The organism is Actinoplanes aureus (assembly GCF_015704865.1).
In the GTDB taxonomy this organism is placed as follows: Bacteria; Actinomycetota; Actinomycetes; order Mycobacteriales; family Micromonosporaceae; genus Actinoplanes; species Actinoplanes aureus.
Genome location: NZ_JADQTO010000026.1, coordinates 100,579 through 125,936, shown reverse-complemented (window position 1 = coordinate 125,936; position 25,358 = coordinate 100,579). Strand labels below are relative to the sequence as shown.

Genomic DNA, 25,358 nt, shown 5'->3' with positions numbered 1-25,358 from the left:
TGTCCGCACGACCGCGAAGGACCTCCCATGAACAGCGACTTTGCGCTGCGCACCGCCGGCCTGACGAAACGGTACGGACGCCTCACCGCCCTCGACGACCTCACGCTTGAGGTCTGCGCTGGTGAGGTATTCGGGTTCCTCGGCCCCAACGGCGCCGGCAAGTCCACCACCATCCGCCTGTTGCTCGGCTTGGCGCGCCCGACGGCGGGCCAAGCCTGGGTGTTCGGCGTTGGCGCCGCCGATGTCGCCCGCGCGCACCGGCTGCTGGCCTACGTCCCGGCGGACGTCGCATTGTGGCCGCAGCTCACCGGCGCGGAAATCCTGCACCTGCAGGCGTCCACCGGCCCCGGCGTCGACTACGCCTATCAGGCCGAACTCGTGGAGCGGTTCGAGCTCGACCTGTCGAAACCGGCCCGCACCTACTCGACCGGGAACCGGCAGAAGGTCGCGCTGGTCGCGGCGTTCGCCACCCGGGCGCCGCTACTGGTACTGGACGAGCCGACCAGCGGTCTGGACCCGCTGATGGAACGCGTGTTCCGTACCGCCGTCGCCGCTGCCCGCGATCGCGGGCAAACCGTGTTCCTCAGCTCCCACCAGCTGGCCGAGGTCGAAGCGGTCTGCGACCGGGTCGCCATTCTGCGGGCCGGCCGGCTGATCCAGGTCGCGCCGATCGGCGAGCTGCGCGGCCTGCACCGCTCCGAGGTGACACTGACCTACACCGGCCAACCTCCAAACCTGGACACGATCGCCGGAGTGCAGGACGTGCGGCAGCCGGGGGAGGGCCGGCTGCGGTTCACGCTGACCGGACCACCCGGGCCCGCGCTGACAGCGCTCGCCGACGCCGACATCACTGCCCTCGCCGTACGCGAACCCAGCCTGGAAGAGATCTTCCTTGACTACTACGGCACCGAGGCCGTCCGATGACCACCGTCACAGCGCCGGCCACGACCGCCGGTTCCTCAGTGCCTGTAGTGCCCGGAAGGGCCGTCACCCGGCTCGGGGTGCGGCAGATCCGTCGCGGCGCCCTCATCGTGGTCGCCCTGGCCGCGGGCATGACGGCGTTGGTCGCTGCCACCTATGACAGCATCATGGCCGACCCGGCGGCCGCGGGCAGCCTGCAGGCGCTGGCCGGCAACCCCGCCATCCGCACCCTGTTCGGTGAGCCGGTCGCGCTCGACACCACGGGCGGGTTCACGGTGTGGCGAGTCGGCACCGTGATCGCCGTCCTGCTCGGTGTGTGGGCGATTCTTGCCACGACACGTATCACTCGCGGCGAAGAGGACGCTGGCCGCTGGGATGTGCTTCTTTCCGGTCGTGTCACCTTGCGTGCCGCGGTGATCCGGCACGTCGCAGCCGTCATGACGGCCACTGTTGCCGCCGGTGGCGCGGTCAGTGTGGTGCTGCTGCTCGTCGGTGCGCCGTCTGCCGGGGCGCTGGTTCACGGCGCGGGTGTCGGCCTGCTCGGCCTGTATTTCGTCGCGGTTGCCGCGCTCGCTGGGCAGGTGTTTCCGGCCCGTGCGGCGGCGACGGGAACCGCTGTGGCTGTCTTGGGCGTCGGTCTGCTGCTGCGTATGGTCGGCGACGGCATCATCGACCTGGGGTGGCTGCGCTGGCTGTCCCCGTTCGGGCTGCTCGCCCTCAGTAGCCCCTTTCACCAGGACCGGATCCTGCCCCTGCTGGTCCTGCTCGCCGCGACGGCGTTGGTGACCGCCACCGCAGTCGGGGCGGCCGGTCACCGCGATGTCCGCGGCGGCCTCGTCGCGACCAGCTCGGGGCGGCAGGCACGGCTGCTTCTGCTGGGCAGTGTGGAGGCGTTCGCCGTGAGGCGCCTGTCGCGGCCGTGGACCGGCTGGGCGCTCGGTATCGGCGCCTACTACCTGCTGATCGGCGCGACCGCGGTGTCGATCACCGAGTTCCTGGCCGACAACCCGGCCCTGGCCGGCGAGGCGGCGAATGCGGGCTTCGCCGAGCTCGGCGCGGTCGAAGGGTTCACCGCCACCCTGTTCGCCATCCTTGCCCTGCCCGTCGGCGGGTTCACCGCCGTCCGCATGGGCGCGTTCATCACCGCCGAAACCGACCGTCAGATGACACTGCTGTCCGCCCAGCCGGTCAGCAGACTGCGCCTGCTCGGCGCCGAACTGCTGGCCACCGCCGCAGGCGCGGTCGCTCTCGCCACCGTCGCCGGTGCGCTTACCTGGGCCGGTGTCGCCGCCGTCAGTGGCCGGCTTGGGCTGCTTGCCGCGGCGCAGGGAGCGTGGAACATCCTGCCCATCGTGCTGCTCAGCCTCGCCGCGGCCGCCCTGGCGGCCGGCTGGGCTCCGCGGGCGACCGCGGTTGCCGGGGCGCTGCCCGCCACCGGTGGCTTCCTGCTGCTGGTGATCGGTGAGAGCGTCGACGCGCCGGGATGGGTTCGAAACCTCTCGCCTTTCGCGCACCTCGCCCCGGTACCCCTGCACACTGTTGACTGGCCGGCAACGTTGATGATGACCGGAATCGCTGGAGCGATGATCGCCGCAGCAATGATTGGCTACCAGCGGCGAGACCTACGGTCCTGATCCGTGTAGAGCTCGCAAACTCGTTCCAGCAGTCTGACGTGCGCGTGGGACTCCCGGCGGCTGTCAGGCTGCGGGGTCGTGACCGCCGCGTTGGTGTACCTGGTACTGCGCCAGCGACTGCAGATGTTGACCCAGCTCGCCCGAGACGACGGCGCCAAGGACGTCGAACTGCTCGTCTTGCGCCATCAGGTCGCGGTGCTCCGCCGGCAGGTACACCGCCCGAAGCTCGAGCCCGCCGACCGGGTCGTGCTGGCCGCCCTGTCGCGGCTGCTACCCCGGCCACGCTGGCCGATCTTCTTCGTCACGCCGGCGACGCTGCTGCGCTGGCACCGTCAGCTGATCGTGCTGCGCCTCGCCAGGGAGAACCTCGCCTGGGGGCATCGTCGGATCCAGGGCGAGCTGGTCGGCCTGGATCACACGATCGCCGCCAGCACGGTCTGGAAGATCTCGCACCAGGCCGGCGTCGACCCAGCACCGCGCCGGACCGGACCCACCTGGCAGCAGTTCTTGACCACCCAGGCCCACGCCATGCTGGCGTGCGACTTCTTCACCGTCGACACGGTGTTCCTCAAACGGGTCTACGTGCTGTTCTTCCTGGAGGTCGCCACCCGGCGGGTGCACGTCGCCGGCGTGACAGCTCACCCCACCGGCGCCTGGGTTGCCCAGCAGGCGCGGAACCTGCTGATGGACCTCAACGAGCGGGCTGACTCGGTGCGGTTCCTGCTACGCGACCGCGACGCAAAGTTCACCGCGGTCTTCGACACGGTGTTCACGGCGGCCGGCATCGACGTGATCCGAACGCCGCCGCAGGCTCCGCGCGCGAACGCGTTCGCCGAACGGTGGGTGGGCACCGTTCGGCGGGAGTGCACCGACCGGATGCTCATCGTCGGCGAACGGCACCTGACTGCCGTCCTGGCCAACTACACAAGGCACTACAACGAACATCGGCCCCACCGCTCGCTGGGCCAACGGCCACCCGAGCCGCGTTCGGCCGCCGCCAAGGTCAACCGCCGTCCCGTCCTCGACGGTTTGATCAACGAATACGCGCAGGCAGCGTAGTAATCGACTTTGCGAGCCCCACAGGCCGAGCTGTACGCCCGGCTCGGGCTGCGGCTGACCTATCAACCTGGCCCGGAGTCAGTGATCGCCGAGGTTGTCACCCCGGCGGATCTTCGTGTCTTTGATATGTGTCCGGAGCCCGACTTGCACCTTATGCACACGCTAGTTGGGCAGCTTGGCTGCCGCTCGAGTTGTCCTGAGCGGAAAGACCCGAGGCTGCATTTATGGGGTGCGCGGCACAATGCGAAGGGATCACCCCCGCGTACGCGGGGAGCAGTCGGCCTGGCGAAAGAGGGCTCCATCTCGGATCGGATCACCCCTGCGTACGCGGGGAGCAGGCCTGGACGTGCAGGCCGACCCGTCATTGCTGCGGATCACCCCAGGCGCACGCGGGAAGCAGCGAGCGGCGCCGTGCCGGTCCCCGCAGCACAGCGCCTGTCCCGGATGATGCGTACCCGCCCGTTCGAATCTTCGCCCACCCGTGAGCACGCTCGTGCTGATCGGCGTGGCCATCGCCGCGCCTGCCACCTTCGCCCAGTATCTCTGTGCCACGGCGACGGGTCCGGATCAGCGGGACGCCGCGACGTTGATGTACTACGGCGGCGACCTCATCGAACTGCTCCTCGCCTTTGCGGTGATCCAGTCCCGCCGCCCACCGCCGGCAAGCCGCGCGTGTCGACCGGCCCGGAGTGCACAATCCGGCAATCGCGTTTGCGTTCCGTCAGCCCGGGTAACCATAGCCAGGCAACAGCGGGCGTTGTCTGAGCCGGGCTCCAACGTCCTGCCCGCCGGATGTGCTGCGGCATACCGCATGAAACACGCCTCCGCAGTCAATAGACCACGAAGGCCCACGCACGTCAGCCGCAATAGAGGATTGAATGTCTACTCAGATCAGTACAGCTTCTCGGCACGATGCCACCTCTGCGGACGGCGTCATCCGGCGCCGGTCGGCAGAGACCAAGGCCGCGTTCAAAACCACAGAGTTCATCGCGTACGTAGTAATGGTGCTCGGCGTGTTGATCGCTTCCATCGTGGTCGACGGGAACGGCAACGGCGACAACGGTGCTGGTGGCGATTACTTCCGCGCTGACCAGGCCTGGTTCTATGTGGTGCTTCTGACCATCGGCTACATGGCCAGCCGTGGACTGGCGAAGGCCGGCACCCGCGACTCGTCCGACGCCTGACAGAACTGACGACCGCCGCCCGGGACCCCTCTTCAGGGCCGGGCGGCGGTCTCGCTGTGTCGCAGAAACACCTCGGGGCGAGCCGCTAAGCGCCCTTCTCGGCTGCTCTCTCCAACCTGCGGTTTCCTTGCGGCCGGTCGACGTGACGCCCGGACGCATGCGGTTCTGGAATAGATGGTGTTTGCCGCTTCCCGCCACGGGCACACAAATGGCCGAGAGCACGCCACCGGAGTGTGTGACTCCGCGGCCGGAAAATGGTGGGCCGTCCGGACTCCGCGGCGGATCTCACCAGTCCAACCACTTCTCTTCGGCCGCCTCCAGCTGGGCATCGGACTGCGTCGACCACCGTTCTAGGTGGCATGCGCTGAACGCACGGACTTTCCGGTGGGGCCAGTTGACGCCTGATCCGCCCGTACCCCGGCCCCTGAATTGATCCGCCGAGCATCCAGGGTCGGCGGCAGGGGATGCCGGCAAGTGCGACACAGCGGAACCCGTCAGGACCGTCATAGAAGAGGAAGCCGTTGACTAGGGTGGCGGCCCGTCATGGTGAGGGCCATTCCGCTACCCACGCTGGTTGTGCGGATGAAGGACGGCGGCCACGCAGCCAGCATCGGGATCCGATCCGGCGGTCAGCCGTAAGCCGTTTGCCGTTTGTCGTCACCGCCTCCGCGGGGTGATGAGGTCTTCGGGATGTGCACGCCGGTGGTGGAGGCAGCGCGGATGCTGCTCGACCACATGGGCATCACCGCAGAGGACCAGCTGCAGGCACCCGGGATGCGATCTCGGGTACCGACGTTCGCCGAGTACGTGCCGTGGTGCTCGCTGCGGTTGGGGACGGGGCCCGGCGGACGTATTGTTCCGTATCTGCGCCACGCTGCCGGGTACACCGCGGGCATGCGCGTCGGACGTACCGAAATTCATCCCCTCGGCGGCCTCGCCATGGTGCTGCTCTCGGTCATCGGCACCGTCGCGTTGAACCTGATCTTCTGACCGATGCTCGGGCGGGCGCTCACCTGCGGCCTCAGCGAATGAGGTTCTGTTCCACACCGCGGCCGTGGGGTGACCGGTAGTCAGTCCGGTACCGCCGCGCTCGTCCGTGCCTGGTCGGCGCCGGCACTGGCGTCCCGGTCGTCGCTGTGTCCGTCGTGCCAGTCGAGGATCAGCAGGGTGGCATCGTCGGCCAGGACCGGTCCGGCGACCTCGAGTGTGGCGTCGGCCATCGCCCGGACGGCCTCGCGGGGGTGCAGGGCGGTCATCTCGGACAGCCGTGCCGACAGATCCAGGTGGGTGGCCTTGCGTTCGCGCATGCCGTCGGTGAACAGGGCCAGGCGGTCTCCGGGGCGAAGCACGATCTCGCCGTCACGGAAGCCGACCTGGGCGAACATGCCCAGGGCGAGGTTGCGCGGTAGCGGCACCTCCCGGGTTTCGCCGTCGCGTACCAGAAGTGGTGGCACGTGCCCGGCGTTGAGCAGCGAGCATGTGCCGGTACGCAGGTCGAGGCGGCCGAGTATCGCGGTGATGTAGCTGCCGGGCACGACGGCGTTTTCTTTCAGGTCGGCATTGGCGGTCGTGGCCTGCTCCACCAGGCCGGCGTCGCGGCGCCGGCTGTTGCGCAGGCTGCCCACACCGAGGGTGGCGGTCAGCGCGCTGGCAACCCCGTGCCCCATCGCGTCGGTGATGCTGAAGTGCAGCACGTCGCGGCCCAGGCTGTAATCGAAGGTGTCGCCGCCGATACTGGCGGCCGGCTCCAGCCAGCCGGACAGGGTGAACGCGCTGGCCTCGCAGGTGAAGGAAGCCGGCAGCAGACGTCGCTGGATCTCCGCCGACAGGGTGAACGGGGTGGTGCGTTGCCCCCACTCGAACAGGTCGGTGTGCCGCCGGTTGGCGATCACCACGAACGCCAGCGCGTGCGCCGTACGGGTGATATCCCGCAGCACGTCAGGAGAAGGCTCGTCCGGCAAGATCATCTCAAGGAGGCCGATCACCTCACCACGCTCGGTCACCGGCGCCAGCACCGTCCACCCGTCGGCCAGCGCCAGAACCTGCACCGTCTGGGTGCGCAGCGCCTGCTCGGCCGGGCCGCCGTCGAACGGCACCACGGTAGCGGCCTCCTTGCCCTGATGCCGCGTCCCGCCGGCGACGCCGAACGGCACGTGGGCGAGCCGGACCAGCGCCCGGCCGCTGAGATCGGCGATCAGGAACGAGACCGTACGGGCGCCGAGAGCCACGGCGACGTTCCGGGTGACCGCGTCGACGGTGTCCACCGGCGCTGCGTTCTCCGCCGCGTCGAGGATGTCGGCCAGTAGCGGGCCCTGGTCGCTTTTCATCTCCGCAGGGTACGAGACCTGCTGCCGCACGCACGCCGCCAACATTCGGCCGGCGCACCCGGGGGTAGCCGCACCCCATGACACCGGACGCCAGCGCGACCTTCATCGGCAACGCGACCATCTTGCTCCGGCTCGGCACGTTCGCCCTGCTCACCGACGCTGCCGTCGGCGCTTACCGGCCTGATCCGGCCCCGGCTGACCCTGCCGATCCACTACGACGACGACAAGGTCATGAAGTCACCCGGCGGGAGTAGATGCCGTATTCGAGGGCGGCCAGGATCAGGTCGGTGTCGCAGCGATCGGAGGTGTTCCAGCCAACGATCCGGCGGGAGAGCACGTCGCGGACCGCGGCGAGCCAGAACACGCCCTCGCCGAACGGGATCCGGGTGGCATCGGCGACCCACAACCGGGCGCGCGAAAGCTCAAGGTTGCGTGCTTCGAGCACCTCCCGCAACCGGCGTTCACGATCGACCGGCGCCGGTTAGCTCAGCGGCCGAGGTCGAGCAGGCGCTGCCCGGCGATGCGCCCGGCGTCGCTGGCCACCGACATGTCACGCGGGTCGACCGGCGCTCCGTACGCGTAGACCAGCGCGAAACCGTCGGGTATGCCTTGTAGCGGTGGCCGCGGATTGCTGCTGGCGCCAAGGATGATCAGTCCATCCACGTTGCGTTCCAGCCGCAGACGCAGGCAGCAGACGCAGATAGTGCGCCTCCTATTGCCTGGAGTGCGCCAACTGCGGCGCGCTGCGACAGGTCGGCCGGCACGTGGTCGCCCGCATGAGCGTGTGATCCCGAAGGGTTTTGCGGTGAACCATGCCGCCGCGGGGGTACTAGTAGGCGTGTTCCCAACCCGCACCGCACGCATGAGTCCTGCCCAGCGTCGCCTGACCCGTGCCGCCCCCGGCCCCGCCGAAGGGTTTACCAGCGCGACAGCGACGGTGCGCGGGGCAGACCTGCACGTCCGGCAACGCGTCGACTCCAACGCTGCTGCACCGATCTGGGTGCTGTTGCACGGCCTGGCGGTCTCCCACCGGTATCTCATGCCCACCGCTGCGGCGCTGCCCGGCTCGGTGTTCGTTCCTGATCTGCCCGGCTTCGGTCTCTCCGGCACACCGGCCCGTGTGCTGACCACTGAGCAGCACGCCGAGGTCGTCGCCGCCTGGATGGACGCGGTGGGTCTTGCCGGCGCTCACGTGCTGGGGAACTCGTTCGGCTGCCAAATCGCCGTCGAACTCGCGATCCGGCGGCCCGACCTGGTCGCCTCGCTCACCCTGGTCGGCCCGACTGTCGACCCCGCCGCGCCTACCGCCTTCGCACAAATCCGACGCTGGGCGCACGACCTGCTCAGCGAGGACCCGCACCAGCTCCCCATGATCCTCACCGACTTCCGCGACGCCGGACCGCGGCGCGTCCTGCGGACACTCGGGTACGCCGTCGGTCACCACATCGAACGCCGTATACCGCTCGTCGAGGCGCCGATTCTGATCCTGCGCGGCCAGTACGACCCCATCGCGCCGGCCGACTGGACCGCCCATGCCACGTCATTGGCCCGCCGCGGCAGTACCGGTGACCTGCCCGGCGCGGCGCACAACGCCGTGACCACCACCGGCGCGCTCGTCGCCGAGTTGGCCGCCGCCTTCGCCCTGACTCTCACCGCCGGCCATGGTCGCTCGATCGCCCACGCCTCCCAGCGAGCGGTGGAGGTTCCCCTGGATGAGCGTCGAATGCCGGTGGAGCACACCACTTCGGCCGCCGAAGCCAGGCACGTCGCCGAGCAGTTTCTGCACGACTGGAACATGACCGACCGGACCGACGATGTCCTGCTGGTCACCACCGAACTAATTCAGAACCTCACCCAGCACACCGACGATGGCGGCGAGCTGCATCTTCGCCTTCGAGACGATGCGATCCTGATCGAAGTTACCGACACCAATCCGCAACCACCGCATGTACGGCCTCTGTCTCCTGCCGTACCGGGTGGGCGCGGGCTCCTCCTGGTCGCCGCGACCGCACGCCGATGGGGCAGTCGACCCGCTGGGTGGGCCGGCCGGACCGGCAAGGTTGTCTGGGCGGAGATCGCCCGACGACTACCAAGATGATCGCGGCCGGGGATTCCTGCGGCGGCCCGGCCCCACGAGACGGCGGCGCACCGGCTTGGCCGACGAAGATCTGAAGCTGACGCTTGTTCACGAAAGGCGCCGGCCCGTCCGCACCGCCTGCTCGGCGACTACATTCGACCAGCAATCTGAGGTCGTCGGCACAAAAGTGCGAGGGTCGCAAGTGGCGTAGACCGATCGGCCATCCGGGAATTGGGCGTTCGTACCGTCGCCAGGGCACATCGATCAAGCGTTTGAGTCAGTACGGTGATCATCATGGCTGGATCGGTTTCGGGGACTCTACGGTCGCGCAGGACGTTGATCGGTGCCTGTCTCGGTAACGCCGTGGAGTGGTACGACTTCGCCATCTACGGCGCCTTCGCCCCGGTGCTCGCGCGCGCGTTCTTCCCGGACGGCGGCCGGGCGGCGCTCGCGACGACGTTCGCGATCTTCGCGACGTCGTTCATCGCCCGGCCGATCGGTGCGATCGTTGTGGCCAGCCGCTCGGATCATCTTGGGCGGCGTGCCGCGTTCAGTCGTACGATCGCGTTGATGACGTTGGCGACCGCCGCGATCGCCCTAGTGCCGACGTGGTCGGCGATCGGCGTGCTCGCCCCGGTCGTGCTGCTGCTCCTGCGTCTCGTGCAGGGATTCGCGGTCGGCGGCGAGGTGCCTACCTCGGTGGCGTTTCTGATCGAGTCAGCGCCCGACGGGCATCGTGGATGGTACGGCGGGTGGCACATGGGCAGCATCGCCCTCGGCTTGGCGACCGGGTACGCCGTTGCCGCGTTGATCGCTGCGACCCTTTCCGTCGGCGCCTTGCACACCTGGGGTTGGCGGTTGGCTTTTCTCAGTGCCGCGCCGCTGGGGTTGGTCGCCCGCTACATTCGGCGCCGGCTGGCGGAGACCCGGCGGTTCGAGGCGCTTGACGAGCCGTCCCGCCCTCACCTTCGCCGGGACGTCTTGCGCGGGCGCGGTACGCGGGTGGCGCGCGGCGTCGCGCTGGTGGCTCTGCTGTCCATCGCGTTCAACCTGTGCTTCGTCTACCTTCCCAGCCGGCTGGCAACCTCCGGCTCGGTTCCGCTGGCTCAAACCCTCGGCGCGGGCGTCCTCGGCCTGCTGACCGCGGCAGTGGCCGCACCCGTGCTGGGCCGGCTCTGCGACCGCGTCGGGCGGCGCCCACTGCTGATCGCCGGGACGGTGGCCGTCGGCATCTTCGCTGTCCCCGGCTTCGCTCTTGCGGGCGACTCGGTCGGCGGCCTGTTGGTGTCCAATGTCGTGTTCGGTGGTCTGCTTGGGCTGCTGGTAGTGACGGTGTTCGTCGCCGAGCTCTTCCCGACCGCGGTCCGGGCCACCGGGGTCGCCGTCACCTACGGCGTCGCCACGGCCGCGTTCGGTGGCACGGCGCCGCTGATCGCTACCCTTTTGGCGAACGCGGGAGCCGCCTGGGCCGCGCCGATCTATCTCGTCGTGGCAGCCGTGCTCGGCCTGGCCGCCGCGCTCACCGCTGCCGAGCCGGCCAGCGCCGGACCCGCCAGTGCCAAAGCCGCCGCCGGTGCGCTCAGCCGCAGCAGTAGCCGCCCGGTCCACCGGTCGGCCAGCCGGCCGGCCACCGGCATGGTCACGAGCGCACCGACGTCGAGGGCCATGAGGATCGCGCCGACCCGGGCCGCACCGAGGTCGAGCTGGGCGTCGAACGCGGGCAGCGAGGCGCCCCAAGACGCGGTCAGCGCGCCCGCCGCCGCGTACTGCAGTGCCACCGCGCGTCGTGCACCCATCGCGAACCACCTCGATCGTCGTTGTCGGTGATCCGATCGTGGCCTGGCCGGCGGTCCGAACTCCAACACCTGTTCGAGGCCGATTGACGCGCCGTGTGTGTGAATCGAGTACAACGGACGTGTGTCCGAGGATCTCGACATCCGCCTGTTGCGCCACTTCGTCGTGGTGGCGGAGGAGCTGCACTTCAGCCGCGCCGCACAGCGGCTAGTTGGTCCCGGAAGTCCGGATCTTGGCCGAGCGCGTGGCGACCGCTGCGGGCGGGGCGGGCGCGATGTGTCTCGCTCGACGACGGCATCGTGCGGGTCGGGCCGGTCATCGCCTCGGCGCCGCCGACCACCTCCGTACGGTAGGCCGCCCCTGTCTCAGTGCCGGTGGAAACCGGCCGATTAGGAGAGGACGGCTGTCGAGCGGGAGGTAGCGGTGACAACTGGTTACGGGCGTTCCCTGGCCCGGACCATGATCTTCGCCCTCACCTACGCCGCCGCGTGCTACGCAGGCCGGAGCTTCTGGCTGGGCAGCCGCCTGAACCTGGTCTGGCCGGCCGTCGGCGTCGCCGTGGTCTGGTTCTGCGCGCAGCGCCGGGCACCCACCCGCCGCCTCGACATGCTGCTGCTCGCCCTGATCCTGGGCGGGATGGATTGGCTGACCGGAGAGCCCTTGGCGCTAAGCGTGGTCGCCGGGATCGTCGGGCTGATTCAGATCACGGTCTTCCTGTGGCTGCTGCGCCGGTGGGGCCCGCACCTCTGGGGCGCGGGCGGCAACGCGTCGCTGTGCTGCCCCCGCGACCTGTGGGCCCTGCTCGGGGCCGGGTTCGTGGGCGACCGTCGCCACCGGCGTCGTCTACTTGCTGGGCTTCTGGTTGCTCATCGACTTGTTCCCGGTCTTCGCCCTGACCCTGATGGCGGTGCGGCACATGGCCAGCATCCTGCTCATCGGATCCGCCGGGATCTGCGTGGGCGCCGCGCTCACCCGGCTCCGGGCCGAGGACCGCTCGATCGCCGGTTGGTGGCGTCACCGCAGCCCCACCCCGCCCTGGCGGATCGGCGAGATCGCCGGAATCAGCACCCTCGGCATCGTCGGGTACCTGGCCGTGTTCGCGTCCGAAAACCGCTTTCCCATGTCGTTCGCCCTGCTCGGCTTCACCGTCCTGGTGGCCACTCGCCTCAGCACCCCGTGGGTGCTGCTGCACAACACGGTGGTCTGCGCCATCGGGTTGTGGTACACGCTGGCCGGCTCCGGCCCGTTCGCCCTGATCAGTGACGTGGCCCAGCGCTCGGCCGTCGTGCAGGTCTTCGCCCTCCTGGTTGCCCTGGTCGGGTTGGCCCTGGCGCTGGGCCGCGACGAACGAAATGCGCTGCTGAGCGCCCTGGCCGAGGAGAAGGCCGAGCTGGCCGCCCGGCAGATCGAACTGGCCGTACAGAAGGCACAGGTCACGCACCATGCCGACCTTCTCGCCGCGATCATCGACTCGATGGCCGACGGCCTCGCCGTGATTGGCCCGGAGCGCCGGGTGACACTGCACAACCCGGCCGTCACCGACCTATTCGACGGCCGGGACGACGTCCTCGGCGGCACCGACGGGTCCGGCCTCTACCACCTCGACGGCACCCGGAACACCGAGGGCGAACTGGCCTACCTGCAAGCACTCGCCGGCGAGGACGCCCCCGGAGTCGACATGCTGATCCACCACCCGGGAGGGCCGCAAGATCGGGTGGTCCGGGTGACCGCCACCGCGCTGCCGCACCCCGACGGCACCCTCAGCACGGTGGCGCTCTTCCACGACGTGACCGCCGAACGCCGGCACCGCGACGAGCTGACCAACTTCGCCGGCGTGGTGGCCCACGACCTGCTCAACCCGCTTGCCAGCGTGGACGGGTGGACGACGGCGGCGCGGGACTCGCTGGAGGGCGTACCGGAGCATCCCGATCTGGACCAAGCCCGCGCCGACCTGGCCCGTCTGGCCCAGGCCTCCGCCCGGATGCGCGGGCTGATCGACGGCCTGCTGTCCTACGCGACGGTGCGCGAGGCGACGGTCGCCCCGGCCCGGGTGGACCTGGCCGAGGTGGTCGCCGACATCGCCCTCGCCCGCACCGACGCGGCGGTGGCATCCGGCAAACCGGAGCCGCACTTCACCATCGGCGAGCTGCCGCCGGTCCAGGCGGACCCGGTGCTGGTCCGGCAACTGATCGACAACCTGGTCGGCAACGCCATCAAATACACCGCACCAGACGTCGTCCCGGCTCTGCGGATCGGCGCCACCCAGGACGAAACGATGGTCACCATAAGCATCGCGGACAACGGCATAGGCATCCCCGAAGGCCAACACGAAGCCATCTTCGGCAACTTCCACCGGGCGCACGTCAACAGCGGCTATCTCGGCACCGGACTCGGGCTGGCGATCTGCAGACGCATCGTGGAACGCCACGGCGGCACCATCACCGCCAGCGACAACCCCGCCGGCGGCTCCTGCTTCACCTTCACCCTGCCCAAAGGCGCCAAGCCGCCAAATAGCCCCGCCACCGTTTCCGCGACATCGAGCCCATCAGAGCCGATGCGGAAAAGCGCGAATTAGACGCGAATTAGAAAGGTGCGGACAACGACATCGTCGTCCGCACCTACACCTACCCGGCGACGCCGCATCGACCGCGCACCGCACGTCGATCTGTCCGGCGGCAGCCGACCAAGCGCGAGCCCGGCCAGCCCGGCAGCCGGCGAGCCGAAACCGCGCCCTGCTGTTCCTCGGCGAGCCGGTCGTGCTAGCGCGTCCCACCGCCGCTCGGAACGCCGCTGGTTGGCGCTGACGCGGCGGGCTACCCCGAACAACCAGGGCCGGGCCGCTACCGGGACCTCAGCGAGCCGCCGCCACGCGACCACGAACGTCTCGGCCACCACCTCATCGGCCTGGGCCTCATCCACCCGCCGCCGGGCGTAGGCGAGTACCGCGGCTGCGTGCTCATGCCACAGCCGGTTAAATCTCTCCTCGCCGGGCGCGTCGTCGCCCATCCATCCCTCCCCATCGCCGTGGACACCCTCTCACCGATGACTGTGTCCATCAGAGAGCCGAGGATTACCGGCTTCCAACGGCAGCTATGCCGGAGCAGCGCACCACCCGATAGGAAATGGCGATCCACTTCCGCCTCGCAACGTTCACCCGCCGCAGGACCTGGAGCCATAGCGCGCCGACCATTCCACCAGCCCGGTGTCAGAACATCCGCTCGTCGGCAAAGTAGTGCACCAGCCAGAAGCGAGTGCGCTACGGAGCGTGACGTTGTGCCGGGTTGCGCGCGCCGGTCACGCACCGGCAAAGAGCATATTATTTAGCGGGTTGGGACAATTGGAAAGGTGCCGCGTACATCGGCACCCCGACGTACGTCAGACTCAGCTGTTCGCCAGCGAAATCCCCTGCGCAGCGGCTGCACTGTCATCGGATCCTGAAACCCGGTCTGTGTCGCTGGCCGGGCACGGTCGGTGGTGGGTGGCGGACCGGTGGCCCGGCTGCTGGTTCGGCCCCCCGAGTTGGTCCCCTGCGGTTTGCCCCGACGCGATTCGCCCCAGGTCCGGAAGGGTTCAAGCCCTCGTCCGGCTGGGCCAGGATGACTGGCCCAGCCGTTGCCCGACACTCAGCGGACTGACTTCGACGGCATGGCGTCGACCACCCTTTTGTCATTCAAAGGTTCCGCGCAGGTCAGGTACGTACCACCGGGCCGAGATGACTGTTACGCGATACCCATCGATGGCCTTCAGCGGATAGCACGACATCCCGAGGTCAGGGCAATGTGACGACCTGCGCCGCGTACGACAGGCCGGCACCGAAGCCCACGAGCAGCGCGAGACCCGTCGTATCGGGCAGGGCTGCCATTGCCTGGGGAATGGAGGCCGCGCCGCGCCTTCTTGGCGAGGACGCGGCATTGAGCTCATCCTCGCGGCCGGAGTGATGAACGATGCGCCTGGACTCGGTCCGAATTTCGAGGGTTCAGCCGCGGCGGTAGCGGGCGTCGAACAGGCAGTAGAGGCCGAAGCAGGCCAGTCCGGCGGCCACGAGCAGCAGCAGCGCAGTGCCGTACGGTTGCGCGGCGAGGGTGGTGAGGGCGGCGTCCAGGCCGACTGCTTTGTTTGGGCGGTAGGTCACTGCCATCGTGATGATCAACATGCCGATGGTGCCGTACGCGATGCCGAGGGCGGGGTAGCCAGCTTGTCCCAGCCGGATCGCGGCGGTGCGGGCGGTGGGGCTCGCGGTGGACAGGTCGAGGTCCTCGACGAACTTCTTCCGGATCCCGCGGTAGATCTCGTACGCCGCGAGCGCGAGAAGGGCGACGCCGACCGTGCCCACCAGAAGCTGCCCGAGCGGGAGCGCGAGCACGCGGGCGGTGAGGGCTTTCTGCTGGGCGTCCGAGCCTGCACCGCCGCCGGCGGCTAATTTCCCGGCGCTGACGGCCAGGAGCCCGAACACCACCGCGGTGAGCGCGCTTTCGATCCGTTTGCGGATGCGTTTGTGGTGTGGCTGCACCCATCGTAGGCCTACCGTCGCCTCGCCGAGCCGCCACAACACGAGCACGGCAAGCCCTACCGTGACTGCCCAGAGCAGCGCCCGCCCGCCGGGTTGGGCGGCGAGGGTCGCTAGTGCCCCGCCTTTGTCGGCTTTGGCGCCGCTGGCGCCGAGCGCCACTCGTACCGCGAGGTAGGCGATGGTGAAATGGACCAGCCCGTAGGCGGCGAGGCCTACGCGGCCGAGGAGTTGGAAGTACTTGTTGTCGGTCGTATCCCGGGCGGCGTCTACTGCGGCGTGACCGGCGTTGCCCGCTGTTGTCATCGGGTGCTCCCCTCGAGCGCGGCGTCCGTACGCCTGGTGGGGCGCGGCGACCGGATGTGGGCGCCCCCGGGCAGGCCGCAACGGTGGTGCGGGTGTAGGCGGGGTGGGGGCATGCTCGGTTGCGAGGGGTGCTTGATCTGGTGATTCAGTCTGGCGAAGGGGCTGTTGACCAGCCTTGCACTGCGCACGTGGCGGGCGGTGAGAACCTGTCGACGCAGGACATTGCTCTGGTCGTTCGCTGCGAGCAACGGCATGCGCTGGTGGTTGGCGGGCAGTGGGCAGCCCAGATAGATGCTGGCAGGTGTTGACGGTGCCGCCATTTTCCGACCTCCAGGTGCGCATCGTGATCGATGTCGGTGATGCGTCGCCCGGGGTCCGGGGGCTGACCGTTGATGTTGCGCCTACACGGCTGAGGGTGAGTGTGGCCTATTGGGCCGCGCTCACCAGTGACGCTATCACCGGGTGAATAGGCACGCGAGGCAGGCGAAATGCCACGGTGACAAGTCCATGTCGTCGCGTCTGCCAAGACAGCGTGGAGTGGCTTTGGTCGTCAGGAGCGGGCTCGGGCGCGAACTGTGTGATGGACGTCGGGCGATAAAGTCGCTGTCCGGCTTCGTGTAATCCTTGCCCTGCCACCTCATTACGCGGTACTGAGCGTCGACGCCGGTCGACGCACTCACATCGGCAGGTCCGTGCACCAGGGCAACAGGCGCGGTGTCACGGTGGGCAGCGAGCGGATCGCGGCATGTACGTGCGTTGACATGTCCCAGGCGACTACATCGCCGGCCAGAAGCGGATCAGGTATTCCTCGAGGACGTCGACTGCATCCATGGCTTTCCTGAACGCTGCCCCGTTCCAGTCGGCTTCGTCGAAACTTGCATAGACCGCAGCGCGGGCTTGTTTCTCGGCGTCGCCGTTCCGACGTGCCAGACGCACGTGATAGCGACCGGGATGGCTGAGGGAGAATCCGGTCGTCGCCCATCCTGCGGAGATCTGGTTGAGACCGATGCTGCCCCCGTTTCCGAAGCAGTCCATGCTGACGGTGACCACGTCGTCTTGCCACGGTCCGCGGGAGTCCTCTGGTTCAGGGCCGGGCTCGCCGTCCCACTCCTCCAACCGCAGAATGGCCTGGTAGTGGTCAAACGGGGTCACAACTAGGATCGCGGACCATCCAGCGGTCACCCAATCGGCGTCGCCATGCCCGGCTGGGACGAGCCCTTCCCCGAGGTCCTCGTTGACCACCGCGAAACATGCGGTGGTCGAGCAGGGTCGTGGTCGTGACCTCGGACAGACGTCGGCTCACGAAGGAGACCTTCCGGTTCGGCGGGAACCGTTACGGGCGATGCCCCCCGGTTCAGCGACCGGTCTCAGAAAGTCAAACAGGCCGCATCGGTCGCTGTCCGCGCTTTGACTCATCAGCCCACCCTCGTCTACAAGCGTGCGCCGCCGACCCGGCATCCCGCCACGGACAGTAACGACGGCCAGCGTCCATTCGCATGCTGTGCGGCAAATCCGTGCACGCGGGACTTGAGTTCGGCGACCTGTCAGGATCGGGCCCGGTAGTTCGAGGTTGACATGATGGCTGCCCGTTTCAGGCAGCGTTGATGTTGGTGTTGCCGTGTCACCAAGGCGGTTCGAGTCAGCAGTTGGTCGTTGATCGCGGCAATGTCGCAGTGGTGCAGCAGCCGGTCGAGGATGGTCGCTTCATCGGAACACACAGTGATGGTAATCTGACAATATGCTCGATTCGCCGAAAAGTGTCCGAGCGGCGGGTGTCGATGCGACCGATACCCGAGTGAACTTCCAGAAGCTGTTCGAGTCGGCGCCCGGACTCTACCTGGTGCTCGATCCAGAGCTCCGGATCGCCGCTGTCAGCGACAACTACTTGCGTGCCACCATGACGGAACGCCGGGAAATCCTCGGACGGAACCTGTTCGAGGTGTTCCCGGACAACCCCGAGGACCTGGAGGCGACCGGGGTAGCGAACCTGCGCGCCTCGCTGGAGCGGGTCATACGCCGTCAGGTGCCCGACACGATGGCGGTGCAGAAGTACGACGTATCCCGGCCGGCCGGGGGCGGGTTCGAGGTGCGCTACTGGAGCCCACGCAACACCCCGATCCTCGGCCCTGACGGGCAGCTCACCCACATCATCCATCAGGTCGAGGACGTCACCGAGCTGGTGCTGCTCCAGCAGCAAGACGACCAAGTGCAGCAGCAAACCGCCGAGCTACAGGCGCGGACCGAGCACATGCAGGCGGAGATCTTGCGCCGCTCCGACGAGTTGCACCAAGCTAACCGGTTCCTCGCCGCACTGTTGGAAAACCTGGACGTAGGCGTCGCCGCCATGAGCGCGCAGGGCGACTGGACGGTCTTCAACCAGGCACTGCGCGAGCTGTACGACGTCCCGGAGGACTGGGCCCCACAACTGGTCGCTCAAAGGCTCGCCGGCATGACCTTCAAACCGGGCGGCGCACCGATGCCGTTAGAGCAGAGTCCTCTGATGCGGGCACTGCGCGGGGAGCACGTGCGCGCCGCTGACGTGATCGTCCAGGCTCCCGACCAGCGCGAGCGAACCTTCGTCGCCCATGCCCAACCGATCACGACCAGCGACGGACGGCGGCTCGGGGCGGTGGCGGCGCTGCACGACGTCACCGCGGTGCGCCGCGCCGAACGCTTCCGCGCCTGCGAGCAGCAGGTCATGCGGATCCTCTCCACCGCGCCCACTATCGAGGACGCGGCTCCGGACGTACTGCACGCGGTAGCCGACTCGTTGGGCTGGCCGCACGCCGAGCTGTGGCTCATCGATTCCCTCACCGACACCCTGCACGTGGTCGCGGAATGGAGCGCCCCGCGACTACGACTCGACGATCCGGTGGGCGGCAGTGTCGACAAGGGCGTCGGTATCACTGGCACCGTGTGGGCTACCGGACAACCGCTGTGGGTGCCAGACCTCACCGACAGCGCGCACCTGGCCACCGAGGAGTCCCTGGCCCGGGCGCAAGCCTGCGATCACCAGGGCATCCGTACGGTGTTGGCCGTCCCGGTACGCGACGGCGAGACCGTGTTGGGAGTGCTCACCTGTTACGCCAACACCCCCGAGTACGACAAGGACCTGCTCGCTGTGCTCCTGGGCAGCATCGCCTCCCAGATCGGCCTGTTCGTGGCGACCCACCGGGCCGCCGACCTCAGGGGGCAGCTGAGCCGAACTCGCGACGACTTCCTCACCCTTGTCGGCCACCAGCTGCGCACCCCATTGGCAATCATCGCCAGTAACGCCGCCCTGCTCACCGACGACCCCGATTTCTCGGCCGACGACGTCCGGCTGATGCTCCAGGCAATCGACCGCAACGCCGGCTCGCTGTGTGACCTCGTCGACGACCTCCTCGAGCTGGCCGGGCTGGAGTCCGGCCATCTGAAGCTCACCGTCACCGCGCTCGATCTCGCCGACGTCGTCGCCGCCGCGGTCGCCGCCGCCGAGCAGGCCGCCACCGCCAACGCTGTGCGCATGCACACCGACCTGCCCGACCACCTTGCCATGCACGGCGACGCCGCCCGGCTACGGCAACTCGTGGATAACCTGATCTCCAACGCAATCAAATACAGCCCCGACGGCGGCGACGTCCACATTCAACTAAGCGACCAGGCCGGCGTCGCCGAGCTACGAATCAGCGACCGTGGTATCGGCATCCCACCGGCCGACCACCACCAACTGTTCGGCCGCTTCTACCGGGCCAGCAACGTCGCCCACCAGGGCATCCCCGGGCTCGGCCTCGGCCTCGCCCTGGCCCGTACCATCGCCGAACTGCACCACGGCACCATCACCCTCCACACCGCCCACCAGCCCGGCACCAGCCTGCTGCTCCGCCTCCCCGGCTACCCCGCCGTCCCCGAACGTTGAGCGACGACCTATCAGAAACCATCCCAGAAGGTTCTCACCTCGCCATTTCAGCCGGGAGGGACCACCCGCGCCCATCTCCCTCGCCGGTGATGACATCGCCGAAATGCGCGTGATCCTCACCGGCTCCAGAAACATGCCGAAACCCCGCGTACGCACGGCGATCAATGCCGACGACACCTGGTCGAGACGTCGGTCGCACCGGTGCGACCAGTCGTTACCGAGGATCAATTCGTACGCGAACTGCCCGTCCGAAATTGACCGGCTCAACGTCCCAGGGCGTCACTGCCGACATGCCTGGTAGTGGCCAGGGTGGTAGCCGCCGCCAACGAGGATAAACAAACGCAACTAAGCGACGCCAGCGGCGGATGCCCCACCGATGACGGCGGCCAGCCGGGCGAAGGAACGCGAACTCACCACAACGAAGAGGCTCCCAGGCGTGGCTCCTAAAGGCCGAATCGCCCGCAAGTACGCCGCCGTGCTTGCCGATGCCGCTTGAGGAAAGAAGGTCACCGTCGTATTCCTGTCGACGATTATTCTCCCTGAAATTTGCCGATGGAAACGCACTCAACTCGGCAGATCCGGACACTAGCCATGCGGCAAAGTTGCGCAGAGTAGCGAACGTCTGCTCACGTCGAAGTAGTCCGGTTAAGAGGGCATCTGATCCTCTAAGAGGGCATCTGATTGGGTAGCGTTGTGGCAATGCCTCATAGTCGCGCGCCAGACGCCGGTGCTGCATCAACCAGCCCAGGGTTCGTTCGACGACCCATCGTCGCGGCAAGACGTGAAAGCCCTTTACCGACGACGGTCGGAGCACAACCTCCACGTCGATACCGAGCCGGGCGCCGTGACGCAGGACGGAGTTCTGGTAACCGCCGTCGACCCAGACCTCGCTCACTGCCGGATGGTCGGCCGCCAGCATGGTCAACAGCCCCTTGCCGGCGGCAGAATCCGACACCGACGCTGCGGTCACCACCACGGCCAGCAGCAGCCCCAATACGTCGGTGGCGATGTGCCGGTTACGCCCTTTGATCTTCTTCGCCGCATCGATGCCCTGCTCGGATTCCCTAACGTTGCATGACGTTTTGACACTCTGAGCATCCAACACCGCCGCGCTCGGCTCGGCATCTCGACCCAGCGTCTCGCGCACCCGCGACCGTAGAAGATCGTGGATGCGCGCCGTGGTGCCGTCTCTCTCCCACTTGGCGTGGCTCTGTTGCGTTGCGAGATGTGCGGACACCCTGAGGGAACCGGACGGGGGTGTCAGATCGCTTGGGCGAGTTCGGTGAACGCCGCGGCGACTTCCTCATCTTCGTGGTGCGCCATGAGTAGGCCGCGACCGACGCACGCCGGTTGCGACGCGAACTGCGTCGCAAGCATGCACACGATGCTGGTCGGGCAGCGCAGCCTCGCCACTCAGCGGCGGGGTCGCCACGTCTCCGGCTCGAGCGCCCACCCGGATCGCATGGCGCCCGATCTGGCCGTCGCCCTGATATACGACTACACGCAGCCCGGCGACCTGGCCGTCGATCCCTTCGCCGGCGTCGGCACGACCCTGGCCGAGGCTGTGCGCGGTGGTCGCGACGCATACGGCGTTGAGTACGACCCGGGATGGGTCGCCCTCGCCCGAGCCAACCTCGCCCTGGCCCGCCGACAGAGCGGCATCGGCCACGGCCAGATCGTGCGTGGCGACGTCACCCGCCTGCCGGCCGCCCCCAGGCGAGAACTGCGAGGGCGGGCCAGCCTGGTCCTCACCGCGCCACCGTCCTCCGCGACCATGCCGGTGTCGCCTCGCAGTTCAGCGCGCCACAATCGCGTCGACCTGATGGACGGCATCACGGCCGCGCTGGAGGAATGCGTGCCGCTACTCAACCCGAACGGCCTGATCGTCGTCGTGTCGCGGTCGTCCAGGCGCACCCCGGTCCTCCTCGACGCCGTCGCCGCCGACCTGAGCCTTCTCGCCGTGCGCCACGCCGCCTACGCGACGATGCGCGCCGGCCGCCTCGTGGCGGGCCGCCACCACGTCGACGGCATCCGGTACGACGACATCCTCGTCCTGCGCCCTCGACGCGGAAGGCGTCCTTGACCGAGTCGTCGCGCAACGAACAGAGCGTGCTGAATACGCGCAGCTCAGATGCGGTATTGTCGGATCAGTCCACCGGCCCGGACCCAGCCTCCGGCGTGCCAATTCAGGTGAGCCTGCCCGTGACTCTCCCAACCTGACTCCCGCCGCAGCACGGATGCTGTTACGCATCCCTGCTGCGCGCAGCCCGTGAGCAAGGCCTCGCCACCGCCGACCACCTGAGCGTCGGCGAAGCGCCCGAGGAGTAGACACATGGACTTCGCGTTCTACGGCCGAGTCTCGACCGAAGACCAGCAAGGCCCACAAGCGTCCCGCGCCTGGCGGCTGTCCCACGCCGCAACGCTGATCGCGGCCACCGGCGGCCGGATCACGCATGAGTTCTTCGACATCGGATCGTCCCGCTCACTGCCCTGGAAACGCCGCCCTGAAGCCGCGCTCCTGCTCGCTGCGCTCAAGGCTCCGGACAGGGGTTTCCAAGCCGTCGTCATCGGTGAACCGGAGCGGGCTTTCTACGGCCACCAGTACGGACTCACCTTCCCGCTGTTCGTGCATTACGGCGTCCAACTGTGGGTCCCTGAAGTAGGCGGCCCCATTGACCCGGACAGCGAAGCCCATGACCTCGTCATGTCCGTCTTCGGCGGCATGAGCAAAGGCGAACGCACCCGGATTCGCGTCCGCGTGCGTGCCGCGATGAACTCGCAGACGGTCATGGGGCCAACCACGTCGAACACCCCCGCGCGGTATACCTACGCGAGAACCAGGTTGTGCCGATCCTGGACCGGTGGTTGGCCACCACGTTTAACCCCACTCGCATCGAAGACACGCTCGACAAGCTGACCGACGCCCAACCGGACAGCGACGCCGACACCGCGGCAGACAGCCAGATCATCACCGCATGCGACCGCAAGCTCGCCGGGTACCGCGCGGTCCTTGACACCGGAGGCGATCCGGCGGTGGTCAGCGAGTGGATCGCGCAGACGCAGGCCGAGAAGTCGCTCGCCGAAGCCCGCCTACGTCAACGCGGCAGTGGCAAGCGGCGGCTCAGCCGCGAACAGATCCGCCACATCGTGACCACGCTGACCGACATCATCGGAGTGATCCATGACGCCGACCCGGCAGACAAGGCCGCGATCTACGGGCCAGCTCGGGCTGCGACTGACCTACCATCCAGGAAAAGCAAAAGTGCTGGCCGAATCAAGGCCAGCACCGGCGTGCTTACAGTCTGTGTCCGGAGGGGGACTTGAACCCCCACGCCCGATAAAGGGCACTAGCACCTCAAGCTAGCGCGTCTGCCATTCCGCCACCCGGACCTGCTCAGTACAGCTTAGCGGAGCCGTCGTCCTGGCTTTCACCTGGGTTTCGGCTGCCCCGCGGGCCGCACAGCTGAGAACTGTACACGGCCCCAGCCGGCCCACTAAGAAGGGGTGGGGGTCGGACATTCCGGGACATAAAACCGCCCGACCTGGCGGACTGGGGACGAACCGGGCAGCATGGCGGGGGTGTCGCAGCCCTCCCCGCTGACCCCGGCTCTCGAACGCGCGCACGCGCTGATCGCTGCCGGTGACCTGGCGGGAGCGCGGGCGCTGCTGGAGCGTGCGGCGGAGCTGGGCCGGGCGAACCTGGGCGAGGACGATCCGGACGTGCTCGCCACGCTGCGGGAGCTCGCCGCGGTGTATCAGCGGGCGGACGACCCGGCGGCGGCGCGGCGGGTCTTGGAGGAGGCCTACGCGGCGGGGCAGTGGCGGCTCGGCGACAGCGACCCGCTGCTGCTGCAGATCTCCTACGACCTCGGCCTGGTGGCCCAGGGGCTGGGCAACCGGCACGAGGCGCGAAGGGCTTTCAGCCGCGTGGCCGGCCACGGGCCGGCGGTGCTGGGCGCGCAGCACTGGGCGGTCACCCGGGCGCAGGCCTATCTCCACCAAGACCAAAACCCATCTTCGGTACGCGAAACAGCACAGTCCCCACCGGCGCCGCCGACCGAACTGTTCCCGCCGTCCGGCCCGGGCCGGCTTTCGTCACCTCCAGTCGCAGGCCGTCCTCCACCGGGCTCGTCCGCAGACTTGCCGCCGCATTTCAGGTCAGGCCCAACGCACCCTGTCCCGGACGCGACGGGCCAGCTGCACTCGCCTGCGATCTCGGCGTCGCATTCCACGTCGGGCGCGGAGCAAGCCTCCCCGGGCACAGCGAGCCAGCGGCCTCCGGGGCCACCCGAGCGGTCCACCAGTGGAGACCGGACGCGGACCCCGGCGCAACCATCCTCGGAGGCCGCGACTCATCTGTTTCCGCCCGGCTCGGGAACGTCTCCGGCCGGCGCGGATATTGGGCAGCTGCGGCCAGATCGGCCTCCTGGGACTGGCTCGTCACCAGGCTCGGCGAGGCCCGCCACCGAACCACCGCCGCAGGACGTGATGAACGTCCCGACCAGGGTGTTCCCGACGGCTCAGAACCCGGAAGGCGGATCCGGGCGAGGAGGCGCGACTGGACCGTGGGCCGCCCCGCCGGAGCGGAACGGGCCGTGGGCCGCCCCGCCGGCGAAGGAACCGCCGGCGTTCAATCCGTGGCCGGGTGAGCAGCAGCTCGCGAAGCCGCCCGGCCCGGGCGGTCAGCAGGGCAGTGCGGGTCCTCCGTGGCCCGGCCAGCAGGCTGCGGTGCCACCTTCGCCCGGTGGGCAGCAGGCTGCGGCGCCATCGTGGCCCAGCGAGCAGCAGGCCGCGGTGCCATCGTGGCCCAGCGAGCAGCAGGCTGCGGTGCCATCGTGGCCCAGTGAGCAGCAGGCTGCGGCGCCGTCATTGCCCGGCGGCGAGCAGCAGGCTGCGGCGCCATTTTGGCCTGGTGAGCAGCACGGCGCCGGAGGGCTGTGGCCGGGTGAATCGCAGCAGGCTTCGGTGCAGCCGGGGGAGGGCGGAACCGAAGGCGACCGATGGCCCGAGGAGGAGCCCGACGAGCGGCGGGACGCGGGCGGGGTGGCTGTCTGGCTGGGGGCGCCGGGCGTGGAATCGGGGCGGGGAGCCGACCTCTTACCCGGCAGTGGCATGGGTGGCGCGTACCAGAAAATGGGGGAAAGCCGGCGGCGCGGTATGGCGCTGTTTGCGGTGGTGGCGGCGATGGTCGCTGCCGTGCTTGCGGTAGCGGCGCTGGTTTTTGTGCTTGCGGATCGGGCTACCGAGCCGGTGCCGGCTCCGACGAGTTCGCCCGCCGCGTCGAGTGTGCCAACTCTGGCGGGCGAAGCGCCCGGGAGCGTGCTTCTGGATGACCGGGGCTCGAGTGTCGGGGTGGGGTGGAGCGACCCGGCCGGTGGGCGGGCGCCGTTCGTGGTGATGATGGGCCGGCCGGGGGAGCGGCTGAAGCCGGTTTCGCAGGTGGGAGCTGGGCAGACGTCGTTTCGGATGAGTGGGTTGAACGAGGGGCTGGACTACTGCTTCGCGGTGGTCGTGGTCTATGCGACCGACCGGTTCGCCAGCTCTGAGCAGGTCTGTACCCGCCGGTCCCGGTGACTGTCCACAGGCGCGCGAAGCGGGTATCGACAGGCGCCGAATCTTCCCTATGATGGCTCGGTCCTGACCGGCTGTGA

General features: G+C 68.6%; 20 protein-coding genes and 1 tRNA gene. 13 read left to right on the top strand and 8 right to left on the bottom strand.

The features are described 5' to 3' along the window. The first annotated feature begins 27 nt into the window (after window positions 1-27). The 5 genes from I4J89_RS38550 to I4J89_RS38530 all read left to right on the top strand — a co-directional run bounded on the left by I4J89_RS38550 (window position 28) and on the right by I4J89_RS38530 (window position 5,788). Entirely contained in the window at window positions 28-924 is an 897-nt protein-coding gene (locus I4J89_RS38550) for an ABC transporter ATP-binding protein (protein ID WP_196419130.1), read from the top strand. 47 nt (window positions 925-971) lie between these two features. Further along, complete coding sequence (locus I4J89_RS38545; RefSeq protein ID WP_230860319.1) at window positions 972-2,555, top strand: efflux permease Rv1217c-related protein; 1,584 nt, start codon at window positions 972-974, stop codon at window positions 2,553-2,555. Window positions 2,556-2,633: 78 nt separating this feature from the next. Further along, window positions 2,634-3,614, top strand: a complete 981-nt coding sequence (locus I4J89_RS38540) for an integrase core domain-containing protein (protein ID WP_309238661.1) — start codon at window positions 2,634-2,636, stop codon at window positions 3,612-3,614. 878 nt (window positions 3,615-4,492) lie between these two features. Beyond that, window positions 4,493-4,798, top strand: a complete 306-nt coding sequence (locus tag I4J89_RS38535; RefSeq protein ID WP_196419128.1) for a hypothetical protein — start codon at window positions 4,493-4,495, stop codon at window positions 4,796-4,798. Between the two features lie 720 nt (window positions 4,799-5,518). Beyond that, window positions 5,519-5,788, top strand: coding sequence for a hypothetical protein (locus I4J89_RS38530; RefSeq protein ID WP_196419127.1), 270 nt, complete (start codon window positions 5,519-5,521; stop codon window positions 5,786-5,788). Between the two features lie 80 nt (window positions 5,789-5,868). Here the strand turns inward: I4J89_RS38530 and I4J89_RS38525 are convergent, their stop codons facing one another. The 3 genes from I4J89_RS38525 to I4J89_RS38515 all read right to left on the bottom strand — a co-directional run bounded on the left by I4J89_RS38525 (window position 5,869) and on the right by I4J89_RS38515 (window position 7,788). Continuing rightward, complete coding sequence (locus I4J89_RS38525; protein WP_196419126.1) at window positions 5,869-7,125, bottom strand: PP2C family protein-serine/threonine phosphatase; 1,257 nt, start codon at window positions 7,123-7,125, stop codon at window positions 5,869-5,871. A gap of 229 nt (window positions 7,126-7,354) precedes the next feature. Beyond that, window positions 7,355-7,570 carry a hypothetical protein gene (locus tag I4J89_RS38520; RefSeq protein ID WP_196419125.1) on the bottom strand — a complete coding sequence of 72 codons (216 nt, stop codon included), beginning with the start codon at window positions 7,568-7,570 and terminating at the stop codon, window positions 7,355-7,357. Window positions 7,571-7,611: 41 nt separating this feature from the next. Next, window positions 7,612-7,788, bottom strand: coding sequence for a type 1 periplasmic-binding domain-containing protein (locus I4J89_RS38515; protein WP_196419124.1), 177 nt, complete (start codon window positions 7,786-7,788; stop codon window positions 7,612-7,614). Between the two features lie 61 nt (window positions 7,789-7,849). Between I4J89_RS38515 and I4J89_RS38510 the strand changes: the two genes are divergently transcribed. The 3 genes from I4J89_RS38510 to I4J89_RS38500 all read left to right on the top strand — a co-directional run bounded on the left by I4J89_RS38510 (window position 7,850) and on the right by I4J89_RS38500 (window position 13,571). After that, window positions 7,850-9,223 carry an alpha/beta fold hydrolase gene (locus I4J89_RS38510; protein ID WP_196419123.1) on the top strand — a complete coding sequence of 458 codons (1,374 nt, stop codon included), beginning with the start codon at window positions 7,850-7,852 and terminating at the stop codon, window positions 9,221-9,223. 273 nt (window positions 9,224-9,496) lie between these two features. Then, on the top strand, window positions 9,497-11,029 hold the full coding sequence (locus I4J89_RS38505) for an MFS transporter (protein WP_196419122.1): 1,533 nt from the start codon (window positions 9,497-9,499) through the stop codon (window positions 11,027-11,029). A gap of 829 nt (window positions 11,030-11,858) precedes the next feature. Then, window positions 11,859-13,571, top strand: a complete 1,713-nt coding sequence (locus tag I4J89_RS38500) for a sensor histidine kinase (RefSeq protein ID WP_230860318.1) — start codon at window positions 11,859-11,861, stop codon at window positions 13,569-13,571. Here the strand turns inward: I4J89_RS38500 and I4J89_RS38495 are convergent. The 3 genes from I4J89_RS38495 to I4J89_RS38480 form a co-directional block, all read right to left on the bottom strand. Then, a complete protein-coding gene (locus I4J89_RS38495; protein WP_196419121.1) occupies window positions 13,568-14,002 on the bottom strand; it encodes a sigma factor in 435 nt (144 codons plus the stop codon). The two genes, I4J89_RS38500 and I4J89_RS38495, sit on opposite strands and share 4 nt — an antisense overlap. A 970-nt stretch (window positions 14,003-14,972) precedes the next feature. Next, window positions 14,973-15,809 (bottom strand): DUF1206 domain-containing protein, encoded by an 837-nt coding sequence (locus tag I4J89_RS38485; protein ID WP_196419120.1) that lies wholly within the window; start codon window positions 15,807-15,809, stop codon window positions 14,973-14,975. Window positions 15,810-16,583: 774 nt separating this feature from the next. Next, window positions 16,584-17,051 (bottom strand): hypothetical protein, encoded by a 468-nt coding sequence (locus tag I4J89_RS38480; RefSeq protein ID WP_196419119.1) that lies wholly within the window; start codon window positions 17,049-17,051, stop codon window positions 16,584-16,586. 553 nt (window positions 17,052-17,604) lie between these two features. On the opposite strand from I4J89_RS38480, the gene I4J89_RS38475 reads away from it, so the two are divergent. Then, window positions 17,605-19,707 (top strand): sensor histidine kinase, encoded by a 2,103-nt coding sequence (locus tag I4J89_RS38475; RefSeq protein ID WP_196419118.1) that lies wholly within the window; start codon window positions 17,605-17,607, stop codon window positions 19,705-19,707. 214 nt (window positions 19,708-19,921) lie between these two features. Here I4J89_RS38475 and I4J89_RS52085 read toward each other — a convergent pair whose 3' ends face one another. Then, window positions 19,922-20,944, bottom strand: a complete 1,023-nt coding sequence (locus I4J89_RS52085) for an IS5 family transposase (protein WP_373688192.1) — start codon at window positions 20,942-20,944, stop codon at window positions 19,922-19,924. A 138-nt stretch (window positions 20,945-21,082) separates the two neighbouring features. Here I4J89_RS52085 and I4J89_RS38465 point away from each other — a divergent pair, with 138 nt between their 5' ends. The 3 genes from I4J89_RS38465 to I4J89_RS38455 all read left to right on the top strand — a co-directional run bounded on the left by I4J89_RS38465 (window position 21,083) and on the right by I4J89_RS38455 (window position 23,031). After that, window positions 21,083-21,790: a TRM11 family SAM-dependent methyltransferase gene (locus I4J89_RS38465; protein ID WP_196419117.1), complete on the top strand. Its 708-nt coding sequence runs from the start codon at window positions 21,083-21,085 to the stop codon at window positions 21,788-21,790. A 249-nt stretch (window positions 21,791-22,039) separates the two neighbouring features. Continuing rightward, window positions 22,040-22,624 (top strand): recombinase family protein, encoded by a 585-nt coding sequence (locus I4J89_RS38460; protein WP_196419116.1) that lies wholly within the window; start codon window positions 22,040-22,042, stop codon window positions 22,622-22,624. Next, on the top strand, window positions 22,573-23,031 hold the full coding sequence (locus I4J89_RS38455; RefSeq protein WP_196419115.1) for a hypothetical protein: 459 nt from the start codon (window positions 22,573-22,575) through the stop codon (window positions 23,029-23,031). Before I4J89_RS38460 ends, I4J89_RS38455 begins: the two co-directional genes overlap by 52 nt. Here I4J89_RS38455 and I4J89_RS38450 read toward each other — a convergent pair. Next, window positions 23,013-23,097 (bottom strand) — tRNA-Leu (locus I4J89_RS38450). The two genes, I4J89_RS38455 and I4J89_RS38450, sit on opposite strands and share 19 nt — an antisense overlap. 189 nt (window positions 23,098-23,286) lie before the next feature. On the opposite strand from I4J89_RS38450, the gene I4J89_RS38445 reads away from it, so the two are divergent. Continuing rightward, entirely contained in the window at window positions 23,287-25,281 is a 1,995-nt protein-coding gene (locus tag I4J89_RS38445) for a tetratricopeptide repeat protein (RefSeq protein ID WP_196419114.1), read from the top strand. Window positions 25,282-25,358 lie beyond the last annotated feature (77 nt).

Excerpts from the sequence above, each read along its gene's own strand:
- I4J89_RS38550 (WP_196419130.1), top strand. The coding sequence starts at position 28 with ATGAACAGCGACTTTGCGCTGCGCACCGCCGGCCTGACGAAACGGTAC.
- I4J89_RS38535 (WP_196419128.1), top strand. The coding sequence starts at position 4,493 with ATGTCTACTCAGATCAGTACAGCTTCTCGGCACGATGCCACCTCTGCG.
- I4J89_RS38530 (WP_196419127.1), top strand. The coding sequence starts at position 5,519 with ATGCTGCTCGACCACATGGGCATCACCGCAGAGGACCAGCTGCAGGCA.
- I4J89_RS38525 (WP_196419126.1), bottom strand. The coding sequence starts at position 7,125 with ATGAAAAGCGACCAGGGCCCGCTACTGGCCGACATCCTCGACGCGGCG.
- I4J89_RS38505 (WP_196419122.1), top strand. The coding sequence starts at position 9,497 with ATGGCTGGATCGGTTTCGGGGACTCTACGGTCGCGCAGGACGTTGATC.
- I4J89_RS38495 (WP_196419121.1), bottom strand. The coding sequence starts at position 14,002 with ATGGGCGACGACGCGCCCGGCGAGGAGAGATTTAACCGGCTGTGGCAT.
- I4J89_RS38485 (WP_196419120.1), bottom strand. The coding sequence starts at position 15,809 with ATGACAACAGCGGGCAACGCCGGTCACGCCGCAGTAGACGCCGCCCGG.
- I4J89_RS38465 (WP_196419117.1), top strand. The coding sequence starts at position 21,083 with ATGCACACGATGCTGGTCGGGCAGCGCAGCCTCGCCACTCAGCGGCGG.
- I4J89_RS38460 (WP_196419116.1), top strand. The coding sequence starts at position 22,040 with ATGGACTTCGCGTTCTACGGCCGAGTCTCGACCGAAGACCAGCAAGGC.